The sequence below is a fragment of the Actinomyces radicidentis genome, assembly GCF_001553565.1.
Taxonomy (GTDB): Bacteria; Actinomycetota; Actinomycetes; order Actinomycetales; family Actinomycetaceae; genus Actinomyces; species Actinomyces radicidentis.
Window position 1 is genome coordinate 2,843,924 of sequence record NZ_CP014228.1, and the last position, 17,293, is coordinate 2,861,216.

Sequence of the window (17,293 nt, forward strand, 5' to 3'; positions counted from 1 at the left end):
GAGGCGTGGCCGGTCACCGGGGCGCTCCTCATGCGGCCCGACGGCGGCGCCGCCAGGTGCGCAGCACCCGGTGGCGCACCCGCCGCGAGCTCGCGGCGGCAACGACCGCCTCGACGGCGGCCAGCAGCAGCGCTCCCCCGACGCCGCCCGGCCACGCGATCGTCGCCCCGGGCAGCCGGGCGAAGAAGCGGGCGACGAGGACGAGCCAGGCGCATGACGCCGTCGCCGGCCAGGCGACGACGGCGGCCGCGCCCGGCCACAGCGGTGCGAGCAGCGCGGCCACGAGGCCGTAGACGGTGGCCACGGGCACGGGCGGCGCGGCGAGGACGTTCGCCGGCACGGCCCACAGGCTCACGCTCGGCTGCAGCAGGATGAGAACGGGTGCGCAGGCGGCCTGGGCGACCAGCGGCAGCGCGAGCGTCACCGCGAGCCACCGCGGCAGGTGCCTGGAGAGCGCGACGGCGGCGGGCCGGGAGGCGAGCAGGATGCCGGCGGTCGCGGCGACGGAGAGGACGAAGCCGTAGTCGCGAGCCTGCCACGGGTCGACGAGCAGCAGCACGACGACGCCCGCGCACATGGCCGGGACGGAGGCGCTGCGCCGTCCGACCGCCACGCCGGTGAGCATGACGCCGCCCATCGTGGCGGCTCTCAGCACCGAGCCGCCGGGACGCACCAGGACGACCAGCCCCGCCAGCACCCCAGCGCCGAGCACGGCGCGCACGCGCCGTGGCAGGACGCCGAGCCCAGTGAGGACGAGCCCGAGGACGATCGCGACGTGCTGCCCCGACACGGCCGTCAGGTGGGTCATGGAGACGGCGCGCATGTCGGTGCGGACGTCGCCAGGGAGGGCGTGGTCGTCTCCGAGGGCCACACCGGGGACGAGCGCCCGGGTCCCCTCGGGCCAGCCGCCGACGGCGCGGGCGGGCGGTTCGCGGCCGACGGCGTCGGCGAGGCCCTGCCGCATGAGCGTCACGAGTCCGAGCAGACCCCGGGGCTCCTCGAGGACGCGCACGCTCGCCCGGCCGCCCAGGAGAGCGCCCTCGCCGGCACCGGTGTCGGCGGGCTCGAGGGATCCGCGGGCGCGGACGGTAGCGCCCATGTCGGCGTCGAGCCAGTCCTCACCGCCGAGCACCGTGACGGACAGGCGCGAGCCGGCGCCGTCGACGCTCGCGACGTCGAGCTCGGTGAGGACGAGCGTCGAGTGCGTCGAGGCGATGACCCGCGGCGTCGTCGTCACCGTGCCGATGAGCGTGACCGGTGCGCCGTCGGCGGCGGCGAGGGCGACGGGGTCCCGGGCGCGCCCGGCCACGCCGACGGCAGTCACCGCGAGAACGGCGGCAGCGCACAGGAGGCAGGCGAGGACGCCCGCGAGCACCGTGCCGACGGTCGAGGCGTCGGGGGCGTCGGCGCCGGGCCGGTCGTCGCGGCGGTGCCGCGGCAGGTGCTCGCGCATGACTCGTGGCGCGATGAGGAGGCCCGCTCCGAGGCAGGCCGCGGCCGCAGCGGCGGGCTGCTCCCACCGAGGTGCGGCGACGGAGACGAGGGCGGCGGCCCATGCGCACAGCCCCGCCGGCGCGAGACGCAGGTCGAGGGCCTCCGGGGCGCGCTCGCGGCTGCCGTGGGCCCGGCGTCGGGCGGCTCTGCGACGACGGCGCTCCTCCGCGCCGCCCGCGGATACGGCTCCGGGGCGGTCCCAGGGCGCCGACGGCGCGCTCACGGTCCGCCGCCGACGGTGGCCGAGTCGCGCAGGGCCTCGAGCTTGGCGGCCCCGATGCCGGGCACGTCGGTGAGGTCGTCGACGGACCCGAAGGGGCCGTGCTCCTCGCGGTAGGCCACGATGCGCTCGGCGAGGGCGGGGCCGATGCCGGGGAGATCCTCGAGGGCGGTCGCGTCGGCCGTGTTGACGTCGACGAGGCCGCTCCCGCCGGCACCATTGCCGCCGGTGCCGGCGGTACCGGAGGCGCCACCGGTCGTGCCGCTCCCCTGCGCCCAGGCGGAGGCGTCCTCCCCCACGTGAGGCACACGGACCTGCTCGCCGTCGGTGAGCACGCGGGCGAGGTTGAGCTGGTCGGGGTCGGCGTCCTCGAGGAGTCCGCCCACGGCGTCGATGGCGTCGTCGACGCGCGCTCCGGGGGCCAGGACGACGACGCCGGGCTCCCGCACGGCGCCGGCGACGTGGACGACCACCTGGCTGCCGGAGCTCGTTCCGGCACCGCGGCCGGCCGAGGCCGCGCCCGAACGGGGATCGACTGGGGCCGGTGCGCCCAGTGCCTGAGTCGAACCGGTCGCGGCGGAGTCCGTGCCGCGCTCCCGTGACGCCGCTGTGCTCGATCCCGGAGCGGCGGCGCTGGCTGCGCCGTCGACGCCGGCCCCGGACGGTGAGGTGAGCACCGAGCGGACCGCGAGGAGGACGGCGAGGACGATGAGCACCGCCCCGAGCAGCATGGCGGCCCGGGGTGCGAGGGCCACACGGCGGGGTCGGCGCTCGGGCTCGAGCGGGTCGGTGGAGCACGCGAGCCGCACGAGCTCGTCGAGGTTCCGCCTCGCCCGCGGGGCCGCCCTTCTGCCGGTCATGCCCGCGACGCTAGGCCGAACCACGCGCCGTGAGGGCGGTGCCTGCGGTCGGCGGTGGACGAGCCCCTCAGGGGCGCGCCTGTGGAGCCGCGCCGCGGGCCCGCTGACGGGAACGACCGGGCACGCGGTCCCGCCTCGCCGGGTCGGACCGCCCCCTCACGCCGCCCTCAGGCGGCTGCCCGGCCCGCTCAGACGGCCGGAGCCACGGCGACGCCGAGGGTCCCGGGGCCGACGTGCACGCGCAGGGCCTCGTCGATGGGCGAGCGCAGGATGGAGTCGATGACGGCGCCGGTCGCGGCGAGCGCGTCGGCGAGCTCGTCCTCGAGCCCCTGGCCGTCCTGCGGGTCGTCGGCGTAGTGGACGGCGAGGCGCACCGGCGAGGCGGGCACGCGCGGTCCGTGCAGGGTGGTGCCGCCGGCGGCGAGGACGGCCTGCGCGATGAGGGCCCGCCGTGCCCGGGCGGCGCCGCGGACGGTCTCGACGACCCCGACGCCGCGGGCGTCCGCCCGCAGGATGGGCCGGATGCCGAGCGCGCCGCCGAGGATCGCCGTCGTCCGCTCGACGCGCCCACCGCGGCGCAGCTCGGTGAGTGAGTCGACGACGAAGAAGAGGTGGGAGCGCGCGGCCGACTCGCGGGCGAGCCCGGCGCCGCGGCGCAGGTCGTCGGCGCGGGAGGCCGCGAGCGCGGCGAGCCCGAGGGCACCGGCGGAGACGCCGGAGTCGAGGACGAGGAGACGCTGATCGCCGTCGGAGTCGGCGCCGTCGGCGTCCTCCCCCAGGACCTGCGCGGCGGCGAGGCGCGCGTTCTCCACCGTGCCGGACAGGGCGCTCGTGAGGTGGAGGGCGAGCACCTGGTCGGCCCGTGAGAGGGCCGACTCGTAGGCCTCGGCGAGGGTCTCGACGCTCGGCCGGGAGGTGGTGGCGGGGGCGCCGTCGTCGCCGGGGAGAACCGGGAGGGTGACGACGTCGATGCCGCGGTCGGCCGCGAGCGCGGGCGGCAGGCAGGCCGCGGAGTCGGTGACGACGGCGAGGGTCATGGGCCCAGCGTATCGCCGGGCTCGCCGCGCGATTGCGCCGTCGGGATGCCCTGTTCCGCCCCTACGATGTGGGCCATGAGTGACTCCGCTGACATCGCCCGTCTCAAGGCCGAGGCGGCGCAGGCCGCCGCCGAGGCAGCAGCCGCGAAGGCCGCCGCCGCCCAGGCCGCGCTCGACGCCGCCCTCGCCGCGAGCGGGGACGCCAGGACTTCCGAGGCAGGCACCACCAGTGCCCCGTCCGAGCCCACCACGGACTCCCCCGCACCCGGGACGCCGGCCTCACAGGCGCCGTCGTCGTCCGGCCTGTCCACGGACGTCACCGGCTACGCCGCCCAGGTGCAGGCCGGCTACGCGTTCTCCGGCGCGACGCTCCCGGTGGGCACCTACCTCGACTACCCCACCGACGGGAAGGCCGCCGACGGCGACCCGGCGCCCGTCACCGGCGTACGCGTCGGCATCCCGCTCGGCCTCATGAACCGCCACGCCCTCGTCGCCGGCGCCACCGGCACGGGCAAGACCCGCACGCTCCAGCTGCTCGCCGAGGGGCTCTCCGCCGCTGGCGTCCCCGTGTTCCTCGCCGACGTCAAGGGCGACCTCACGGGCCTCGCCGAGGCCGGGACGTCGTCGGGCAAGCTGACCGCGCGCACGGCGTCGACCGGTCAGCCCTGGGAGGGGGCCTCCTTCCCACTCGAGCTCCTCACCCTGGGCGGCCAGGGGACGGGCACCCCGATCCGCACGACGATCACCGACTTCGGGCCGGTGCTGCTGGCGCGCGTCCTCGGTCTCAACGAGACGCAGACGAGCGCCCTCCAGCTCGTCTTCCACTGGGCGGACCAGCAGGGCCTCGCCCTCCTCGATCTCAAGGACCTACGCGCCGTCATCGAGCACCTCACGAGCACCGACGCCGGCAAGGAGGAGCTCAAGTCCATCGGCGGCGTCTCTGCGGCGACGGCGGGCGTCATCCTGCGCCAGCTCGCGACGCTGGAGTCCGAGGGCGGGGACAGGTTCTTCGGCGAGCCGGCCCTCGACGTGCACGACCTGCTGCGCACCGCCCCCGACGGCCGCGGCATCATCTCCTCGCTGGAGCTGGAGGACATCCAGTCCCAGGGGGTCCTGTTCTCCACCTTCCTCATGTGGCTGCTCGGTGAGCTCTTCGAGATCCTCCCCGAGGTGGGGGACCCGGAGAAGCCCACCATCGTGTTCTTCTTCGACGAGGCGCACCTGCTCTTCGCCGACGCCACGAAGGCCTTCCTCGAGGCCGTCACCCGCACCGTGCGGCTCATTCGCTCCAAGGGCGTCGGCATCGTCTTCATCACCCAGTCCCCCACGGACGTGCCCGACGAGGTCCTCGCCCAGCTGGGCTCGCGCGTCCAGCACGCCCTGCGCGCCCACACCCCCGCCGACGCCGCGAACCTCAAGAAGGCCGTGTCCACCTTCCCGACGTCGCCGCTGGACCTGTCCGAGGTGCTGACCTCGCTGGGGACCGGGCAGGCGGTCGTCTCCGTCCTCGACGAGAAGGGGCGCCCCGCGCCGGTCGCCCCCGTCATGGTCGACGCCCCGGCCTCCGTCATGGGCCCCGGTAAGCCGGAGACGGTGCAGGCGCTCGTGTCCGGCTCGGCGATCGCCCCGAAGTACGCGGTCGCGGTGGACAACGAGTCCGCTTACGAGATCCTCGCCAAGCGCCTCACGGAGCAGAACGCCGCCGAGGCGGCCGCGAAGGCCCAGGCGGAGGCCGACGCCGCCGCGAAGGCCGCTGCCGAGGCGGAGGCCAAGGACAAGGCGAAGGCCGAGGCCACCGCGCAGAAGGCGGCCGAGAAGGCCGCCGCGGCGAAGCAGCGCGAGGCCGAGCGCCTCGAGCGGGAGGCGGCCAAGCAAGCCGAGGCGCAGGCGAAGGCGGAGGCCAAGGCCAAGGAGCGCCGTCAGCGCGAGATCGAGAAGACGATTGGGCAGGTGGGCCGTCAGGTCACCCGCGAGATCACGCGCTCGCTGCTCGGCAACATCCTGCGGCGCTGAGCGGGCGTGGGGCCCGGCTGGTACGGACGCCCAGGACCGGGGCTTCAACCGTGCTCCAGGCTGCGGGCGAGCGGCCCTCCACACCATTGCCATCTGACCTATCATCTGTAGTACAGATAATACAAATGGAGGTCGCGATGGATATCGAGATCGATCCGCTCTCACCGATTCCGATCTACCAGCAGATCCATGACCGAGTCGTCGAGGGCATCGCCCGAGGCGAGGCTCGACCAGGAGACCGCCTTCAGTCGGTGCGCGCACTCGCGACGGCGTTCGGCGTCAACCCGGCGACGGTGAGCAAGGCCTATGACCTCCTTCGCAGCGAGTCGTTCGTCGTCACGACTCCCAAGTCCGGCACCGTCATCGCCTACCCCCGAGACTGGGACGCGACGCAGGTCTGGGACGCGCACCTGCGCACCGTGCTCGCCGAGGCTCGTGCCCACGGCATGACCGATGAACAGGTTCGCACCGCCGTCGAACACGCCCTCGACACGCTCTCGCCTGTAGGGAGGCTCTGATGCTCGGTTACGCCCTGTCCATGGTCGGCACGATGGCCCTCATGGGGCTCCTCCTGGCGCTCACGCCCGCGATGTCGCGCGACACCGTGCCGCTCGGCGTGTCGGTGCCCGCGGACCGTGTGAAGGCGCCCGTCGTGCTCGCGGCCCTGCACCACTGGCGCCTCACGTGCCTCGCGGTGACCGTGGTGCTCTCAGCCATCCTCCTGGCCTCGAGCACAGCCGGGGTCCTCAAGACCCACGCCGGCCTGCCCGTCTCCCTCATCATCGGTCAGATCGCCGTACTTCTGATGGTGTGGGCCCGTCTGCGCCGGCCCATCGTCGATGCCAAGCGTGCGGACGACTGGTACGAGAGCCGCCCAGTACGCCTGGTCGCCACCGTGACGACGGAGGCAGGACCAACCCCAATGGGCCACCGTCATCTCCTGTGGTACGTCGCCGGTGTCGCGGCTCTTCTGCTCGCCGGCGCCTTCACCATAGCCCGGTACAGCGCGCTGCCGGACCCCTACCCGTTCCATTGGGACGCCTCCGGCAGGGTCGACGGGTGGACGCGCCTGAGCCGTTGGGCGGTGCTCGAACCGACCATCGTCGGGCTGCTCACCCTCGCCGTCTGCCTCGGGTGCTCGGTGGCCACCGGCAGGCGGCTCGTGAGCAGAGTGCCGATCGACGGCGACCGTCATCGTTCCGAGGAACTTGCCGCGGGGCGAGCCCGGATCATCGCGCACGGTGTCGGCGCCATCGGCCTCGCGACCGCGATTGTCTTCTCCGGGATCACGATCCTTCCGACCCTCGGGTCAGGCGGGATCGGCCAGGCGCTGGTTCTCGTCCCCACAGTGCTCATGGGTGTCGTCCTCGTGCTCATGGTGTCCGCGCTCATTCGGCTTGCGCACCGTCACCCGCGCACCTGCGACGGCGACGCCGACTCACCCGACGAGGACGCGCACTGGCCGTGGGGTCTCGTCTACGTCAACCCGGCGGACCCGGCCCTCATGGTGCCCAAGCGCAACGGCGCGGGCCTCACCATCAACATGGGGCACCCGGTGGGGCGGGTGCTCGGCGTCATCCTCCTCGCGCTCCTTGCCGTCATGTTCGTCGTCGGCCTGCTGCCGATCAGCTGAGCCCGGACGCGGGCTCAGTCGCTGACGCGCTCGAGGACGACGACGTCGCCGTCGGCTCGTCGGCACAGGGTGAGGGTGTCGCGCTGCCTCGCGTGCATGACCGGCCAGCACCGGGTCCCCGCCCCGTCGAGGAGCGACGTCGGTGCGCCCGTCGAGGCGAGGATACCGTCGAGATCGGCTTCCCCGCGGGCCTCGGTGACGGTGCGCGTGTAGCTCGCGGAGTCGGTGAGGTCATCGGGGGCGTCGGCACCCAGGTCCAGCACGTCGACGGTGTCCTGGTCCCCGAAGGGCCCGGTCTCGCTCGTCCACGCCTGGGCGACGCTCGTGCCCGTCGTGAGCGGGACGTCCCATCGCTCGGCCATGAGCGCGAGGTCCTCCGATGGCGTCGACGTCCGAAGGACTCTGCGGCGTCGAAGGCGTGTCCGCTCAGCACCCCGAATCCGACGCCGAGCACGGCCCCGACGACGACGGCGACGCCGAGGAGCGCAGCGAGCCAGTGCCACGGGCTCGAGCAGGGCACCGTCGGCCCGATCGGATCCGTCGGCTCGACCGCGTTCAGCTCCATCACGTGCGCGACCATAGGGGCGAGTGCCCTGACCCGGCAGGTTTCGGAGGACGGTCCGTCACCCGCGGCATCCTCCGCGAGGCCGCTTGACGGCAGCCGCACACAGTGACGCCGAGGGTGCCCGCGTCGCCCTGCTTCAGATCCCATGTCCACGGACGACGGCGCCGGCCGCCACCGTCAGGAGAGTGGCGGCCGGCGCCGTCGTCGTGTTCGCTGCCCCGCTGCCACCGGGCACAGGATGTCCCGATCTCGAGGTCATGATGTCCCGATCTCGGCGAGGGGGCGAAGTCGAACCGGACTCAGCCTCGTCGGCTCACTCGGGGACGATGGAGACGAGCTTGGGGGCGCGGACGATGACCTTGCGGACGCCCTTGCCGTCCAGGGTGCGGATGACGCCGGGGGCCGCCAGGGCGAGCCTCTCGAGCTCGGCCGGGTCGATCTCCGGGTCCACCTCGAGGCGGTCGCGGACCTTGCCCTTGACCTGGATGACGCAGGTGACCTTGTCCGCCGCGAGCAGGGACTCGTCGGTGACGGTCGGGAAGTCCTCGTGGGCGAGCGAGCCCTCGTGGCCGAGGCGCTTCCAGATCTCCTCCGCGATGTGCGGGGCCACCGGGGAGACCATGAGGGTGAGGGCCTCCATGGCCTCGCGCGGCACGGAGTCGAGGCCGGTGAGGTGGTTGTTGAGGACGATGAGCTTGGCGATGGCGGTGTTGACGCGCATGCCCTCGTAGTCGTCCCTCACGCCCACGATCGTCTGGGCGATGAGGCGGCGGGTGGCGTCGTCGGCGGGGGCGTCGACCACGGTGGTCTCCCCCGTGGTCTCGTCGACGACGTTGCGCCACAGGCGCTGCAGGAAGCGCTGCGAGCCGGAGACGGCGCGCGTGTCCCAGGGGCGGTCCTGGTCGAGCGGGCCCATGGACATCTCGTAGACGCGGAAGGTGTCCGCGCCGTAGGCCTCGTACATGTCGTCCGGGGTCACGATGTTCTTGAGGGACTTGCCCATCTTGCCGTACTCGCGGCTCACGGGCTCGCCGTGCCATGAGAACACAGGGGAGCCGTCCGCTGCCGTGCTCTCCTCGACCTCGTCGGCCGGGACGTACTGGCCGCGGGAGTCGGTGTAGGCGTAGGCCTGGACGTAGCCCTGGTTGAAGAGCTTGTGGTACGGCTCGGAGGAGCTGACGACGCCGAGGTCGAAGAGGACCTTGTGCCAGAAGCGCGAGTAGAGCAGGTGGAGGACGGCGTGCTCGACGCCGCCGACGTAGAGGTCGGTGCCGCCGGAGGTGTTGCCGGCCTCGGGGCGCGGCCCCATCCAGTAGGACTCGTTGGCCGGGGCGACCAGCTCGTCCTGGTCCGTGGGGTCGATGTAGCGCATCTCGTACCAGCACGAGCCGGCCCACTGGGGCATCGTGTTCGTCTCGCGGTAGTAGGTGCGCGGGCCGTCGCCCAGGTCGAGCTCGACCTTGACCCACTCCTCGGCCTTGCCCAGCGGCGGCTCCGGGGAGGAGCCGGCGTCGTCGGGGTCGTAGGAGCGCGGCGAGTAGTCGGTGACCTCGGGCAGCTCGACGGGGAGCATGGACTCGGGGATCGCGTGGACCTGACCGTCCTCGTCCCAGACGATCGGGAAGGGCTCGCCCCAGTAGCGCTGGCGGGAGAAGAGCCAGTCGCGCAGGCGGTAGGTGACGGCGCCGCGGCCGGTGCCCTCGGACTCGAGGAAGGCGATCATGCGGGCCTTGGCCTCGTCCTTGGTGAGGCCGTTGAGGTCGACGCGCTCGTTGGCGGAGTCGACGGCGACGCCGTCGCCGGTGTAGGCGCCCTGGGCGAGGTCGACGCCGTGCGGGTCGTCGTCCGGGCCGATGGTCTGGACGAGGTCGAGGTCGTACTTGGTGGCGAAGGCGTAGTCGCGGTCGTCGTGGGCGGGGACGGCCATGATGGCGCCGGTGCCGTAGCCCATGAGGACGTAGTCGGCGACGAAGATCGGCACGCGCTCGCCGCTCACGGGGTTGACGCCGTAGAAGCCGGTGAAGACGCCGGTCTTGGTGCGGCTCTCGTCAGTGCGCTCGGCCTCGGTGGCGGCGGCTGCCTGCGCGCGGTAGGCGGCCACGGCCTGGGCCGGGGTGGCGTGCCCGTCCTTCCAGGCCTCGCGGGTGCCCTCGGGCCAGGCCGCGGGGACGGTGAGGCCGTCCTCGCTGGAGACCTCGATGGAGCCCAGCAGCGGGTGCTCGGGGGCGACGACCATGAAGGTGGCGCCGAAGAGGGTGTCGGGGCGGGTGGTGTAGACGGTGAGGTCGGTGACCTCGGAGCCGGCCGCGGCGGCGCCGTCGACGGCGAAGGTGACCTCGGCGCCCTCGGAGCGGCCGATCCAGTTGCGCTGCATCGACTTGACCTTCTCGGGCCAGTCGACGGTGTCGAGGTCGTCGGCGAGGCGGTCGCCGTAGGCGGTGATGCGCATCATCCACTGGCGCAGGTTCCGCTTGAAGACGGGGTAGTTGCCGCGCTCGGAGCGGCCCTCGGAGGTGACCTCCTCGTTGGCGAGGACGGTGCCGAGGCCCGGGCACCAGTTGACCGGCGCGTTGGAGACGTAGGCGAGGCGGTGGGAGTCGACGACCTCGGCCTGCTCGGCCTTGGACAGCTCGGCCCAGGGGCGGCCGTCGGGGGTGGCGACGGTGCCGGCGGCGAGCTTCTCAACGAGCTCGGTCACGGGGCGGGCGGCGCCCTTGCCGCGGCCGTCGCGGCGCGGGGCCTCGGGGTCCATCCAGGAGTTGAAGACCTTGAGGAAGATCCACTGGGTCCACTTGACGTAGTCGACGTCGATGGTGGCCAGGGTGCGGCGCTTGTCGTGGGACAGGCCGAGGCGGCGCAGCTGGCGGCGCATGTTGGCGATGTTCGCCTCGGTGGAGACGCGCGGGTGCTGGCCGGTCTGGACGGCGTACTGCTCGGCGGGCAGGCCGAAGGCGTCGTAGCCCATCGTGTAGAGGACGTTCTTGCCCGTCATGCGGGTGAAGCGGGCGACGACGTCGGTGGCGATGTAGCCCAGGGGGTGGCCGACGTGCAGGCCCTTGCCCGAGGGGTAGGGGAACATGTCGAGGAGGAAGTACTTCTCCTTGGCGGCGTCCGGACCCGCGAGCGCGCCGACCGGGTTGTCGGAGTAGAAGGTGCCCTCGGACTCCCAGCGGTCCTGCCAGGCGGTCTCGATGGTGTCGGCCAGCTGGGCCGTGTAGCGGTACGGCGTGGTGGAACCGCTGGTCTGCTCCGGGGTCTGCTGAGTCTGGCTCATCGACGGAGGGCTCTCTTCCTGCTCGTGGCGTGGTGGGAGCGCCGCGCCGCCCGGGTGAGACGGTGACGCGCTCCTCGCTGAGGCCAGCCTATCGCCCGGAACGGCGCGGAACCGCTGCCGTCCGAGTCCTGGTCGGGCGACGCCCGTCACGTCCGAGGACGCCGCCGGCCCGCTTCCCGCGACGGCGTCCGGCGGCGTCACCGGGGTCGCGCCGACGGGACCCGTCGCCCGCCCGCGCCGCCGTACCCAGGAGGCTCCCAGGAGACTCCCGTAGCCTGCCCACTCCCGCCCGTACGATGACCGACGACGAGAGGCCCTCATGACCCCCGCCGCCCACCCGTCCCGCCCGCGCAACCCCTTCGCCGCCCTCGCCCACCGGCTCGAGTCCGAGGTCTTCTCCGGCCTGCTCATGGTGGCCGCCGCGCTCATCGCCCTGACCTGGGCGAACTCGCCGTGGCGCGGCGCCTACGAGTCGCTGTCCACGACCGTCGTCGGCCCGCACGCGCTCCACCTCGACCTCGACCTGGCGACCTGGGCCGCCGACGGCCTCCTGGCCGTGTTCTTCTTCGTCGTGGGCCTCGAGCTCAAGCAGGAGATGGTGGTGGGATCGCTGCGCGACCTGCGCGAGGCGGCCCTGCCCATGCTCGCCGCCGTCTTCGGCATGGCCGGACCGGCGGTGGTCTACACCGCCGTCCAGCTCGTCGGCTCGGGGGACGTGTCCGGCTGGGCCGTCCCGACGGCGACCGACATCGCCTTCGCCGTCGCCGTCCTGTCGATCTTCGGCAAGGGCATGCCGCCGGCGGCCCGCACCTTCCTCCTCACCCTCGCCGTCGTCGACGACCTCCTCGCGATCATCGTCATCGCCGTCTTCTTCTCGCACGGCCTCAACGTCCTGGCGCTCCTGGGGGCGCTCGCCGTGGTCGCCCTCTTCGGGCTGCTCGTCCAGCGGGGCGTCACGCACTGGTTCCTGCTCATCCCGCTCGGCGCGGTGGCCTGGTGGCTCATGCACGCCTCCGGGGTGCACGCCACCATCGCGGGCGTCCTCCTCGGTCTCACCGTCCCGGCGCGCCCGACCCGCCGCGAGCCGACCGGGATGACGGCCCGCTTCACGCACCTCGTGCACCCGTTCAGCGCCGGGATCGCGCTGCCGCTCTTCGCCCTCATGGCGGCGGGCGTCAACCTCGTCGACGCCGGCGGCCTCGGCCAGGTCCTCACCGACCCGGTGGCGGTCGGCGTCTACCTCGGCCTGCCGCTCGGCAAGATCCTGGGCATCTGGGGTTCGGTCGTCGTCCTCACCCGCTTCACGGGGCTGCGGCTGGGCCACGGAGTCGACACGCCCGACGTCCTGGGCCTGGCGACGATCGCCGGGATCGGATTCACGGTCTCGCTCCTCATCGCCGGGCTGGCCTTCGGCGAGGGGTCGACGATGGAGCACGCGCGCGCCGCGGTCCTGCTGGGCACGGCGATCAGCGCGGTGCTCGGCGCCGTCCTCCTGCAGGTGCGCGTGCGCACGCACCGTCGCGGAACGCCGTCGGCCCGCACGGGCACCATTCACGTCCGTCGGCACTGATCCCCACGGAGGTCGGCCACCGACCGCCCCGAGCACAGGAGGAGAGCCCCGCAGCAGACGCTGCGGGGCCCTCCTCCGTCGTCGGCCGCCCGGACGACGTCGGGTGCCGGGCGCGGCTCAGGCCAGGGCGGCCGAGCCCAGCTCGGCGGGCACGTTCGCGCCCCAGCCGTCCTCGACGAGCCCGGCGCGCAGCTCGGTCATGGCGGCGTCGAGGTCGTCGGCCTCGGCCGCCGCGGCGCTGGACGGGTTGACGTCGGAGGCCTGGTGGAGCGGCAGGACGTGGACGTGCAGGTGGGGCACGTCGAGCCCGACGACGATGATCCCCGGGCGGACGGCGTCGAAGACGCGGACCTGGGTGGCGGCGATGCGCTGCGCGACGACGGCGAGGTGCGCAACGGTCTTCTCCGGGGCGTCGACGTAGGACTCGATCTCCTCGCGGGGGACGACGAGGACGTGACCGCGCGTCTGCGGCTCGATGGTCGCGAAGGCGACGCAGACGTCGTCGGCCCACACGAAGCGGCCGGGGATCTCCCCGTTGATGATCCTGGTGAAGACGGTCGGCTCGGACCTCTCAGCGCTGCTCATGGCCCGAGCCTAGCGAGACCGGGCGCAGGCGGAGCGGCCGCTCAGCGGGCGCGCTCGTCGAGCACCCAGAGGCTGCCGACGGCGACGGTCGCCGTCTCCTGCTCCGGCCGTGGGGCGCCGACGGGCAGGACGGCGCGCAGGACGCTAGATCGGCGCCGCGCGGACCGTCCGCTGCGGCCGGTCGCCTCCCCGGCGGCGGGAGAGGAGGCCGCGACCCGGTCGACGACGGTGACGGGCGTGTCCAGCCCGATGCCGGCGGCGGCGAGCTCGCGCAGGGTGGCGACGTCGTCGAGGATCCGACCGACGACGCCCGTCTGCCCGACGCGCAGGGTGTCGACGCTGCGCAGCGCCGGCTGGACGCAGGTGCCGTCCGGCGCGGGGACCGGATCGCCGTGGGGGTCGCGCACCGGGTGGTCGAGCGCCTCGTCCAGGGCGGTGAGGAGACGGTCGGAGACGGCGTGCTCGAGGACCTCGGCCTCGTCGTGGACCTCGTCCCAGGTCAGTCCCAGGCGCTCGACGAGGTAGGTCTCGAGCAGCCGGTGCCGGCGCACCGTCGAGGTGGCGAGGGCGTGGCCGCGCTCGGTGAGGGTGACGGCCTTGTAGGGCTCGTGGACGAGGAGCCCGGCCTCGACGAGGCGGGTCACGTTCTCCGAGGCGGTCGAGGGCGCGACGCCCATGCGGCGGGCGAGGCCGGTGATGGAGGCGCCGGGCCCGCCCCACTCGGAGGCGGACCAGACGGCCTTGAGGTAGTCCTGGGTGACGGCGGAGTCGCCGGTCCCGGCGGGAGGGGCGGGGGTGCGGGCGTCTCGGGCCATGTCTCCTCCTGACCGTCGGTGTGCGGGGCCATTGTGCACCCCGCCGGGCCAGCCGCCGCGTGGCACTGGGTCCGCCGCGTGGCACCGCGTCCGCCGTGCGCGTCGCACCGGTCGCCGACGGCGCGCGTCAGTCGGCCGCGGCGGTGGACGACGCGGTCGCGGTCGCGGCGGCGCCCTGCCCCGTCGTCCCGGCCGCGGGCACCGGCTGCCAGGCGCCGACCGTCACCGAGGCGTCGGTGTGGACGACGACGGCGCGCCAGGCGAGCAGGTCGCCGTCGGTGGAGAAGGACAGGACGTGCAGGTAGGCGTCCTGGGTGACGGCGCCGAGCGAGGTGCCGCCCTTGCCGGCCCCGCTGATGAGGGCGGCCACGGGCCCGTCCTGCCCCTGGGTGACGCTCATCCCGCGCTCCTGGTGGACGTGCCCGGCCAGGAGCAGCGGCGTGCACCCGGAGGCCTGCATGGGAGCGAAGGTGTAGGGCTCGTGGATGAGCATGACGTCGACCCGGAGGCCGGCCGCCAGCGAGTCGCAGGCGACGGTGCTGAGCCGCGTCCCGAGCTGCTCGACGGTCTCGTCGCCGCGCTGCCGGGTGCCGGAGGCGTCGGTGCGCTCGGCGTCGACGTCGCCGAGCACGGTGAGCCCGGCGACCTTCTGGACGGTGCCGTCGGTGACCGTCCAGCCCATGGCGCGCAGGCGGGCGGCGGTGTCCGCGGAGTCGTGGTTGCCGATGGTGGCGACGCGGGCGGTGCCGCGCGGCACGGCCCGGTCGAGGGCGTCCACGCAGACCTGCTCGGCGGAGGAGCCCGTCATCGTGAGGTCGCCGTCGTCCATGTGGACCGCCGCGCCGGAGACCTCGTCGAGGGTTCCGGCCAGGGCGATCATGTCGAGGTTGCAGTGCAGGTCGGTGCTCATGACGGCAGTGATGGCGCCGTCCTGGCCGGTGGTGAGGGCGCCAGTGGTGCGCGGGGTCGAGCTCGCGGAGGCGGTAGCGTCGTCGCCCGGGCTCGCGCTGGGGTCAAGGCTCGCGGTCGCCGGCTCCGAGGCGGTGGGGGCGGGCGAGGCGACCTGCCCGGTGAGGCGCTCGCGGGCGAGGGCCGTGGCCGCGGCGGAGGCGACGGCGTCGTCGTCGACCTCGCCGTCCGAGGCGGTGACGGTGGTGGTGCCGCCGACGGCCTGCGAGGCCGCCCAGGCGGCGCGGAGGTTGGCCTCGGCGGCGGTGTAGAAGCGCTCGTCCTCGTCGAGGAAGGTCTTGACGCGCGGACCGTAGGCCTCGATGACGTCGGCGACGCGGCCGGAGACCCGGGCGTCGGCGAGGGCCGTGCCGGACAGCACGTCGAGGGTGCTCCCCTGCGGAGTGCCGGCGGTGAGCCGCGGGACGAGCAGGGCGGCGACGGCGACCGCCGTGGTGGAGGCGACGAGCGCGGAGGCGGGTCCGCGGGACAGGCCGGCGCGCACGCCGTCGCGCAGGCGTCCGCGGGCGGCGAGCCGACCGGCCGCGGCGAGGGAGAGCACGATCGACTCGAGGAGCCCGGCGCGGCGCAGGGCGTCGGCGGCGAGGGCCCGGACGCCGGCCTCGATGGTGGGCTCGGGGTGGCTGATGAGGTTGACGTAGGCGGCGCCGTCGGAGGACAGGTCCAGGCCGGCGCTCGTAGAGGACACGGCCGAGTCGTCGCCGGCAGCGGGGATCTCGCCGAGGACGACGTCGACGCCGAGCGGCGCCACGGGCGAGTCCAGGGAGACCGATCCGACGGGTCCGAGGTCGAGGGAGACGGAGGAGTCCAGGGTCGTCGACCAGTCGGCCTCGTGCGGGCCGACGGGCGAGGAGCCGCTCGCGGTGACGACGCCGAGCAGGAGGCTGAGCGTGCCTGTGACGAGGAGCAGGGCGCTCGTGCGCACGACCCTGCGGAAGGCGACGGTGCGGGCGTCCCAGAAGCGGGTGAGGGCGCCGTGGACGCGGGCGACCGCGTCGCGCAGCGGACCGCGGCCGGGACCCGCCTCGAGACGGCGGACCCGGCCCGGGGCGCGGGGAGTCGACGCGGCGTCCGCCTCGGGGGCGGTCCGCCGCGTCGGGTGCTCGGGCGAGTCTCCGGTCACCTGGCGGGCGCTCCTCAGTGGCGGGCCGCGGCGAGGCGGGCGGCGAGCTCGGTGACGTAGGCGGCGGTGTCCTCCCAGCCGGTGACGGCGTGGCAGGGGACGCCGAGGGCCTTGACCGGGTAGTCGTTGCCGGCAGGGTCGAGGCGGTCCCCGACGAAGAGCGTGTCGTCCAGGGCGATGCCGGTGACCTCGGCGAGACGGCGCATGCCGTAGGCCTTGTCGACGCCCTTGAGGGTGATGTCGACGCTGGTGGAGCCGCCGGAGCGGACCTCGAGCTCGGGCAGGTGGGGGGCGACGGCGTCGCGCAGTGCGGACTTCTTCTCCCCCGTGGGGTCCCAGGCGCGCTTGGCGTCGACAGGGGCCTCCTGGCCGAGGGCGGAGAAGGTGATCTGGCTGCCGCGGTCCTCGAGGACGGGCCCCCAGGTCTCCGTCTCCCACAGGCCCAGGCGGCGGGCCTCGCGCTCGACGATGGCGAAGCCCTCGGTGATCTGCTCGGGGGTGAGGTCGTTGGCGTACTCGAGGGTCCAGCCGGCGAGCGCGTCGGAGTCAGCGGTGCCGGAGGCGGGGCCCTCGTAGCGGTAGTAGCGGGTGCCGCAGGTGGGCATGAGGTGGAGGCGGGTGAGCTCGGCGGGGGTCGCGTCGATGCGGGCGAGGACCTGGTCGCGGAACTGGTTGATCTGGCCGCCCGAGATGACGCAGACGGGCACGACGTCGAGGAGGGCGCGCAGCGCCGCGGCCATGGGGTCGGGGACGGGCGACTTCGAGGGTGCGAGGGTGTCGTCCAGGTCGAAGGCGACGAGGGCGGGCAGGGCCTCGGGGTCGGCGGTCGTCAGCGAGGACGCCGAGGGAGTGCTGGGCTGGTCGGTCATGGTGGCATTGTGACGCACCCGGCCCGGACGGTGGTTCACCGTCCGGGCCGGGTGCGTCACGTCGTCGTGCGACGACGGGTGCGTCGCTGCGCTCAGCCGAGCTGGGCGCCCTCGCGCATGTGGGCGTGGGCGCGCTCGAAGGCCGCGGCGCGCGCCTCGTCCTCCTCGCGGCGGCCGCGCACGATGAGCGCGGTGACGGAGACGGCGAGACCGCCCCAGATGATGATCGTGGCGACCAGCATGAGGATGAGGGCCGATCCGGTCAT

Annotated in this window: 14 protein-coding genes; 4 read left to right on the forward strand and 10 right to left on the reverse strand. The window is 74.1% G+C overall.

What is annotated here, in order from left to right; all coding sequences use genetic code 11:
* Positions 1–28: 28 nt before the first annotated feature.
* The 3 genes from AXF14_RS12030 to AXF14_RS12040 form a co-directional block, all read right to left on the reverse strand.
* On the reverse strand, positions 29–1,717 hold the full coding sequence (locus AXF14_RS12030; RefSeq protein ID WP_067943541.1) for a ComEC/Rec2 family competence protein: 1,689 nt from the start codon (positions 1,715–1,717) through the stop codon (positions 29–31).
* Positions 1,714–2,574, reverse strand: coding sequence for a ComEA family DNA-binding protein (locus AXF14_RS12035; RefSeq protein ID WP_236755650.1), 861 nt, complete (start codon positions 2,572–2,574; stop codon positions 1,714–1,716). Before AXF14_RS12035 ends, AXF14_RS12030 begins: the two co-directional genes overlap by 4 nt.
* 188 nt (positions 2,575–2,762) lie before the next feature.
* Positions 2,763–3,611 carry a DegV family protein gene (locus tag AXF14_RS12040; protein ID WP_067943544.1) on the reverse strand — a complete coding sequence of 283 codons (849 nt, stop codon included), beginning with the start codon at positions 3,609–3,611 and terminating at the stop codon, positions 2,763–2,765.
* A 75-nt stretch (positions 3,612–3,686) separates the two neighbouring features.
* On the opposite strand from AXF14_RS12040, the gene AXF14_RS12045 reads away from it, so the two are divergent.
* The 3 genes from AXF14_RS12045 to AXF14_RS12055 all read left to right on the forward strand — a co-directional run bounded on the left by AXF14_RS12045 (position 3,687) and on the right by AXF14_RS12055 (position 7,257).
* Positions 3,687–5,624, forward strand: a complete 1,938-nt coding sequence (locus AXF14_RS12045; RefSeq protein WP_067943547.1) for a helicase HerA-like domain-containing protein — start codon at positions 3,687–3,689, stop codon at positions 5,622–5,624.
* A 137-nt stretch (positions 5,625–5,761) separates the two neighbouring features.
* Complete coding sequence (locus AXF14_RS12050) at positions 5,762–6,142, forward strand: GntR family transcriptional regulator (RefSeq protein ID WP_084355718.1); 381 nt, start codon at positions 5,762–5,764, stop codon at positions 6,140–6,142.
* Positions 6,142–7,257, forward strand: coding sequence for a DUF5808 domain-containing protein (locus AXF14_RS12055; RefSeq protein WP_067943549.1), 1,116 nt, complete (start codon positions 6,142–6,144; stop codon positions 7,255–7,257). Before AXF14_RS12050 ends, AXF14_RS12055 begins: the two co-directional genes overlap by 1 nt.
* A 14-nt stretch (positions 7,258–7,271) precedes the next feature.
* Here the strand turns inward: AXF14_RS12055 and AXF14_RS12060 are convergent, their stop codons facing one another.
* Together AXF14_RS12060 and AXF14_RS12065 are read right to left on the reverse strand one after the other, a co-directional pair.
* Positions 7,272–7,619, reverse strand: a complete 348-nt coding sequence (locus AXF14_RS12060; RefSeq protein ID WP_067943551.1) for a hypothetical protein — start codon at positions 7,617–7,619, stop codon at positions 7,272–7,274.
* Positions 7,620–8,135: 516 nt separating this feature from the next.
* The gene (locus AXF14_RS12065; RefSeq protein WP_067943553.1) at positions 8,136–11,096 is read right to left on the reverse strand and encodes a leucine--tRNA ligase; all 2,961 of its coding nucleotides are present in this window, start codon (positions 11,094–11,096) and stop codon (positions 8,136–8,138) included.
* Between the two features lie 319 nt (positions 11,097–11,415).
* Between AXF14_RS12065 and nhaA the strand changes: the two genes are divergently transcribed.
* Entirely contained in the window at positions 11,416–12,666 is a 1,251-nt protein-coding gene (gene nhaA / locus AXF14_RS12070) for a Na+/H+ antiporter NhaA (protein WP_067943558.1), read from the forward strand.
* 117 nt (positions 12,667–12,783) lie between these two features.
* Here nhaA and AXF14_RS12075 read toward each other — a convergent pair whose 3' ends face one another.
* The 5 genes from AXF14_RS12075 to AXF14_RS13400 all read right to left on the reverse strand — a co-directional run bounded on the left by AXF14_RS12075 (position 12,784) and on the right by AXF14_RS13400 (position 17,293).
* Positions 12,784–13,251, reverse strand: a complete 468-nt coding sequence (locus AXF14_RS12075) for an HIT family protein (protein ID WP_067943560.1) — start codon at positions 13,249–13,251, stop codon at positions 12,784–12,786.
* Positions 13,252–13,292: 41 nt separating this feature from the next.
* On the reverse strand, positions 13,293–14,066 hold the full coding sequence (locus AXF14_RS12080; protein WP_067943561.1) for a metal-dependent transcriptional regulator: 774 nt from the start codon (positions 14,064–14,066) through the stop codon (positions 13,293–13,295).
* Positions 14,067–14,193: 127 nt separating this feature from the next.
* Positions 14,194–16,158, reverse strand: a complete 1,965-nt coding sequence (locus AXF14_RS12085) for a metallophosphoesterase family protein (RefSeq protein WP_236755657.1) — start codon at positions 16,156–16,158, stop codon at positions 14,194–14,196.
* Positions 16,159–16,172: 14 nt separating this feature from the next.
* Entirely contained in the window at positions 16,173–17,027 is an 855-nt protein-coding gene (locus AXF14_RS12090) for an HAD hydrolase family protein (protein WP_067943562.1), read from the reverse strand.
* A gap of 92 nt (positions 17,028–17,119) precedes the next feature.
* Positions 17,120–17,293, reverse strand: coding sequence for a methionine/alanine import family NSS transporter small subunit (locus AXF14_RS13400; RefSeq protein ID WP_084355557.1), 174 nt, complete (start codon positions 17,291–17,293; stop codon positions 17,120–17,122).

Excerpts from the sequence above, each read along its gene's own strand:
- AXF14_RS12035 (WP_236755650.1), bottom strand. The coding sequence starts at position 2,574 with ATGACCGGCAGAAGGGCGGCCCCGCGGGCGAGGCGGAACCTCGACGAG.
- AXF14_RS12040 (WP_067943544.1), bottom strand. The coding sequence starts at position 3,611 with ATGACCCTCGCCGTCGTCACCGACTCCGCGGCCTGCCTGCCGCCCGCG.
- AXF14_RS12045 (WP_067943547.1), top strand. The coding sequence starts at position 3,687 with ATGAGTGACTCCGCTGACATCGCCCGTCTCAAGGCCGAGGCGGCGCAG.
- AXF14_RS12050 (WP_084355718.1), top strand. The coding sequence starts at position 5,762 with ATGGATATCGAGATCGATCCGCTCTCACCGATTCCGATCTACCAGCAG.
- AXF14_RS12055 (WP_067943549.1), top strand. The coding sequence starts at position 6,142 with ATGCTCGGTTACGCCCTGTCCATGGTCGGCACGATGGCCCTCATGGGG.
- AXF14_RS12060 (WP_067943551.1), bottom strand. The coding sequence starts at position 7,619 with ATGGCCGAGCGATGGGACGTCCCGCTCACGACGGGCACGAGCGTCGCC.
- AXF14_RS12065 (WP_067943553.1), bottom strand. The coding sequence starts at position 11,096 with ATGAGCCAGACTCAGCAGACCCCGGAGCAGACCAGCGGTTCCACCACG.
- nhaA (WP_067943558.1), top strand. The coding sequence starts at position 11,416 with ATGACCCCCGCCGCCCACCCGTCCCGCCCGCGCAACCCCTTCGCCGCC.
- AXF14_RS12075 (WP_067943560.1), bottom strand. The coding sequence starts at position 13,251 with ATGAGCAGCGCTGAGAGGTCCGAGCCGACCGTCTTCACCAGGATCATC.
- AXF14_RS12080 (WP_067943561.1), bottom strand. The coding sequence starts at position 14,066 with ATGGCCCGAGACGCCCGCACCCCCGCCCCTCCCGCCGGGACCGGCGAC.
- AXF14_RS12090 (WP_067943562.1), bottom strand. The coding sequence starts at position 17,027 with ATGACCGACCAGCCCAGCACTCCCTCGGCGTCCTCGCTGACGACCGCC.
- AXF14_RS13400 (WP_084355557.1), bottom strand. The coding sequence starts at position 17,293 with ATGACCGGATCGGCCCTCATCCTCATGCTGGTCGCCACGATCATCATC.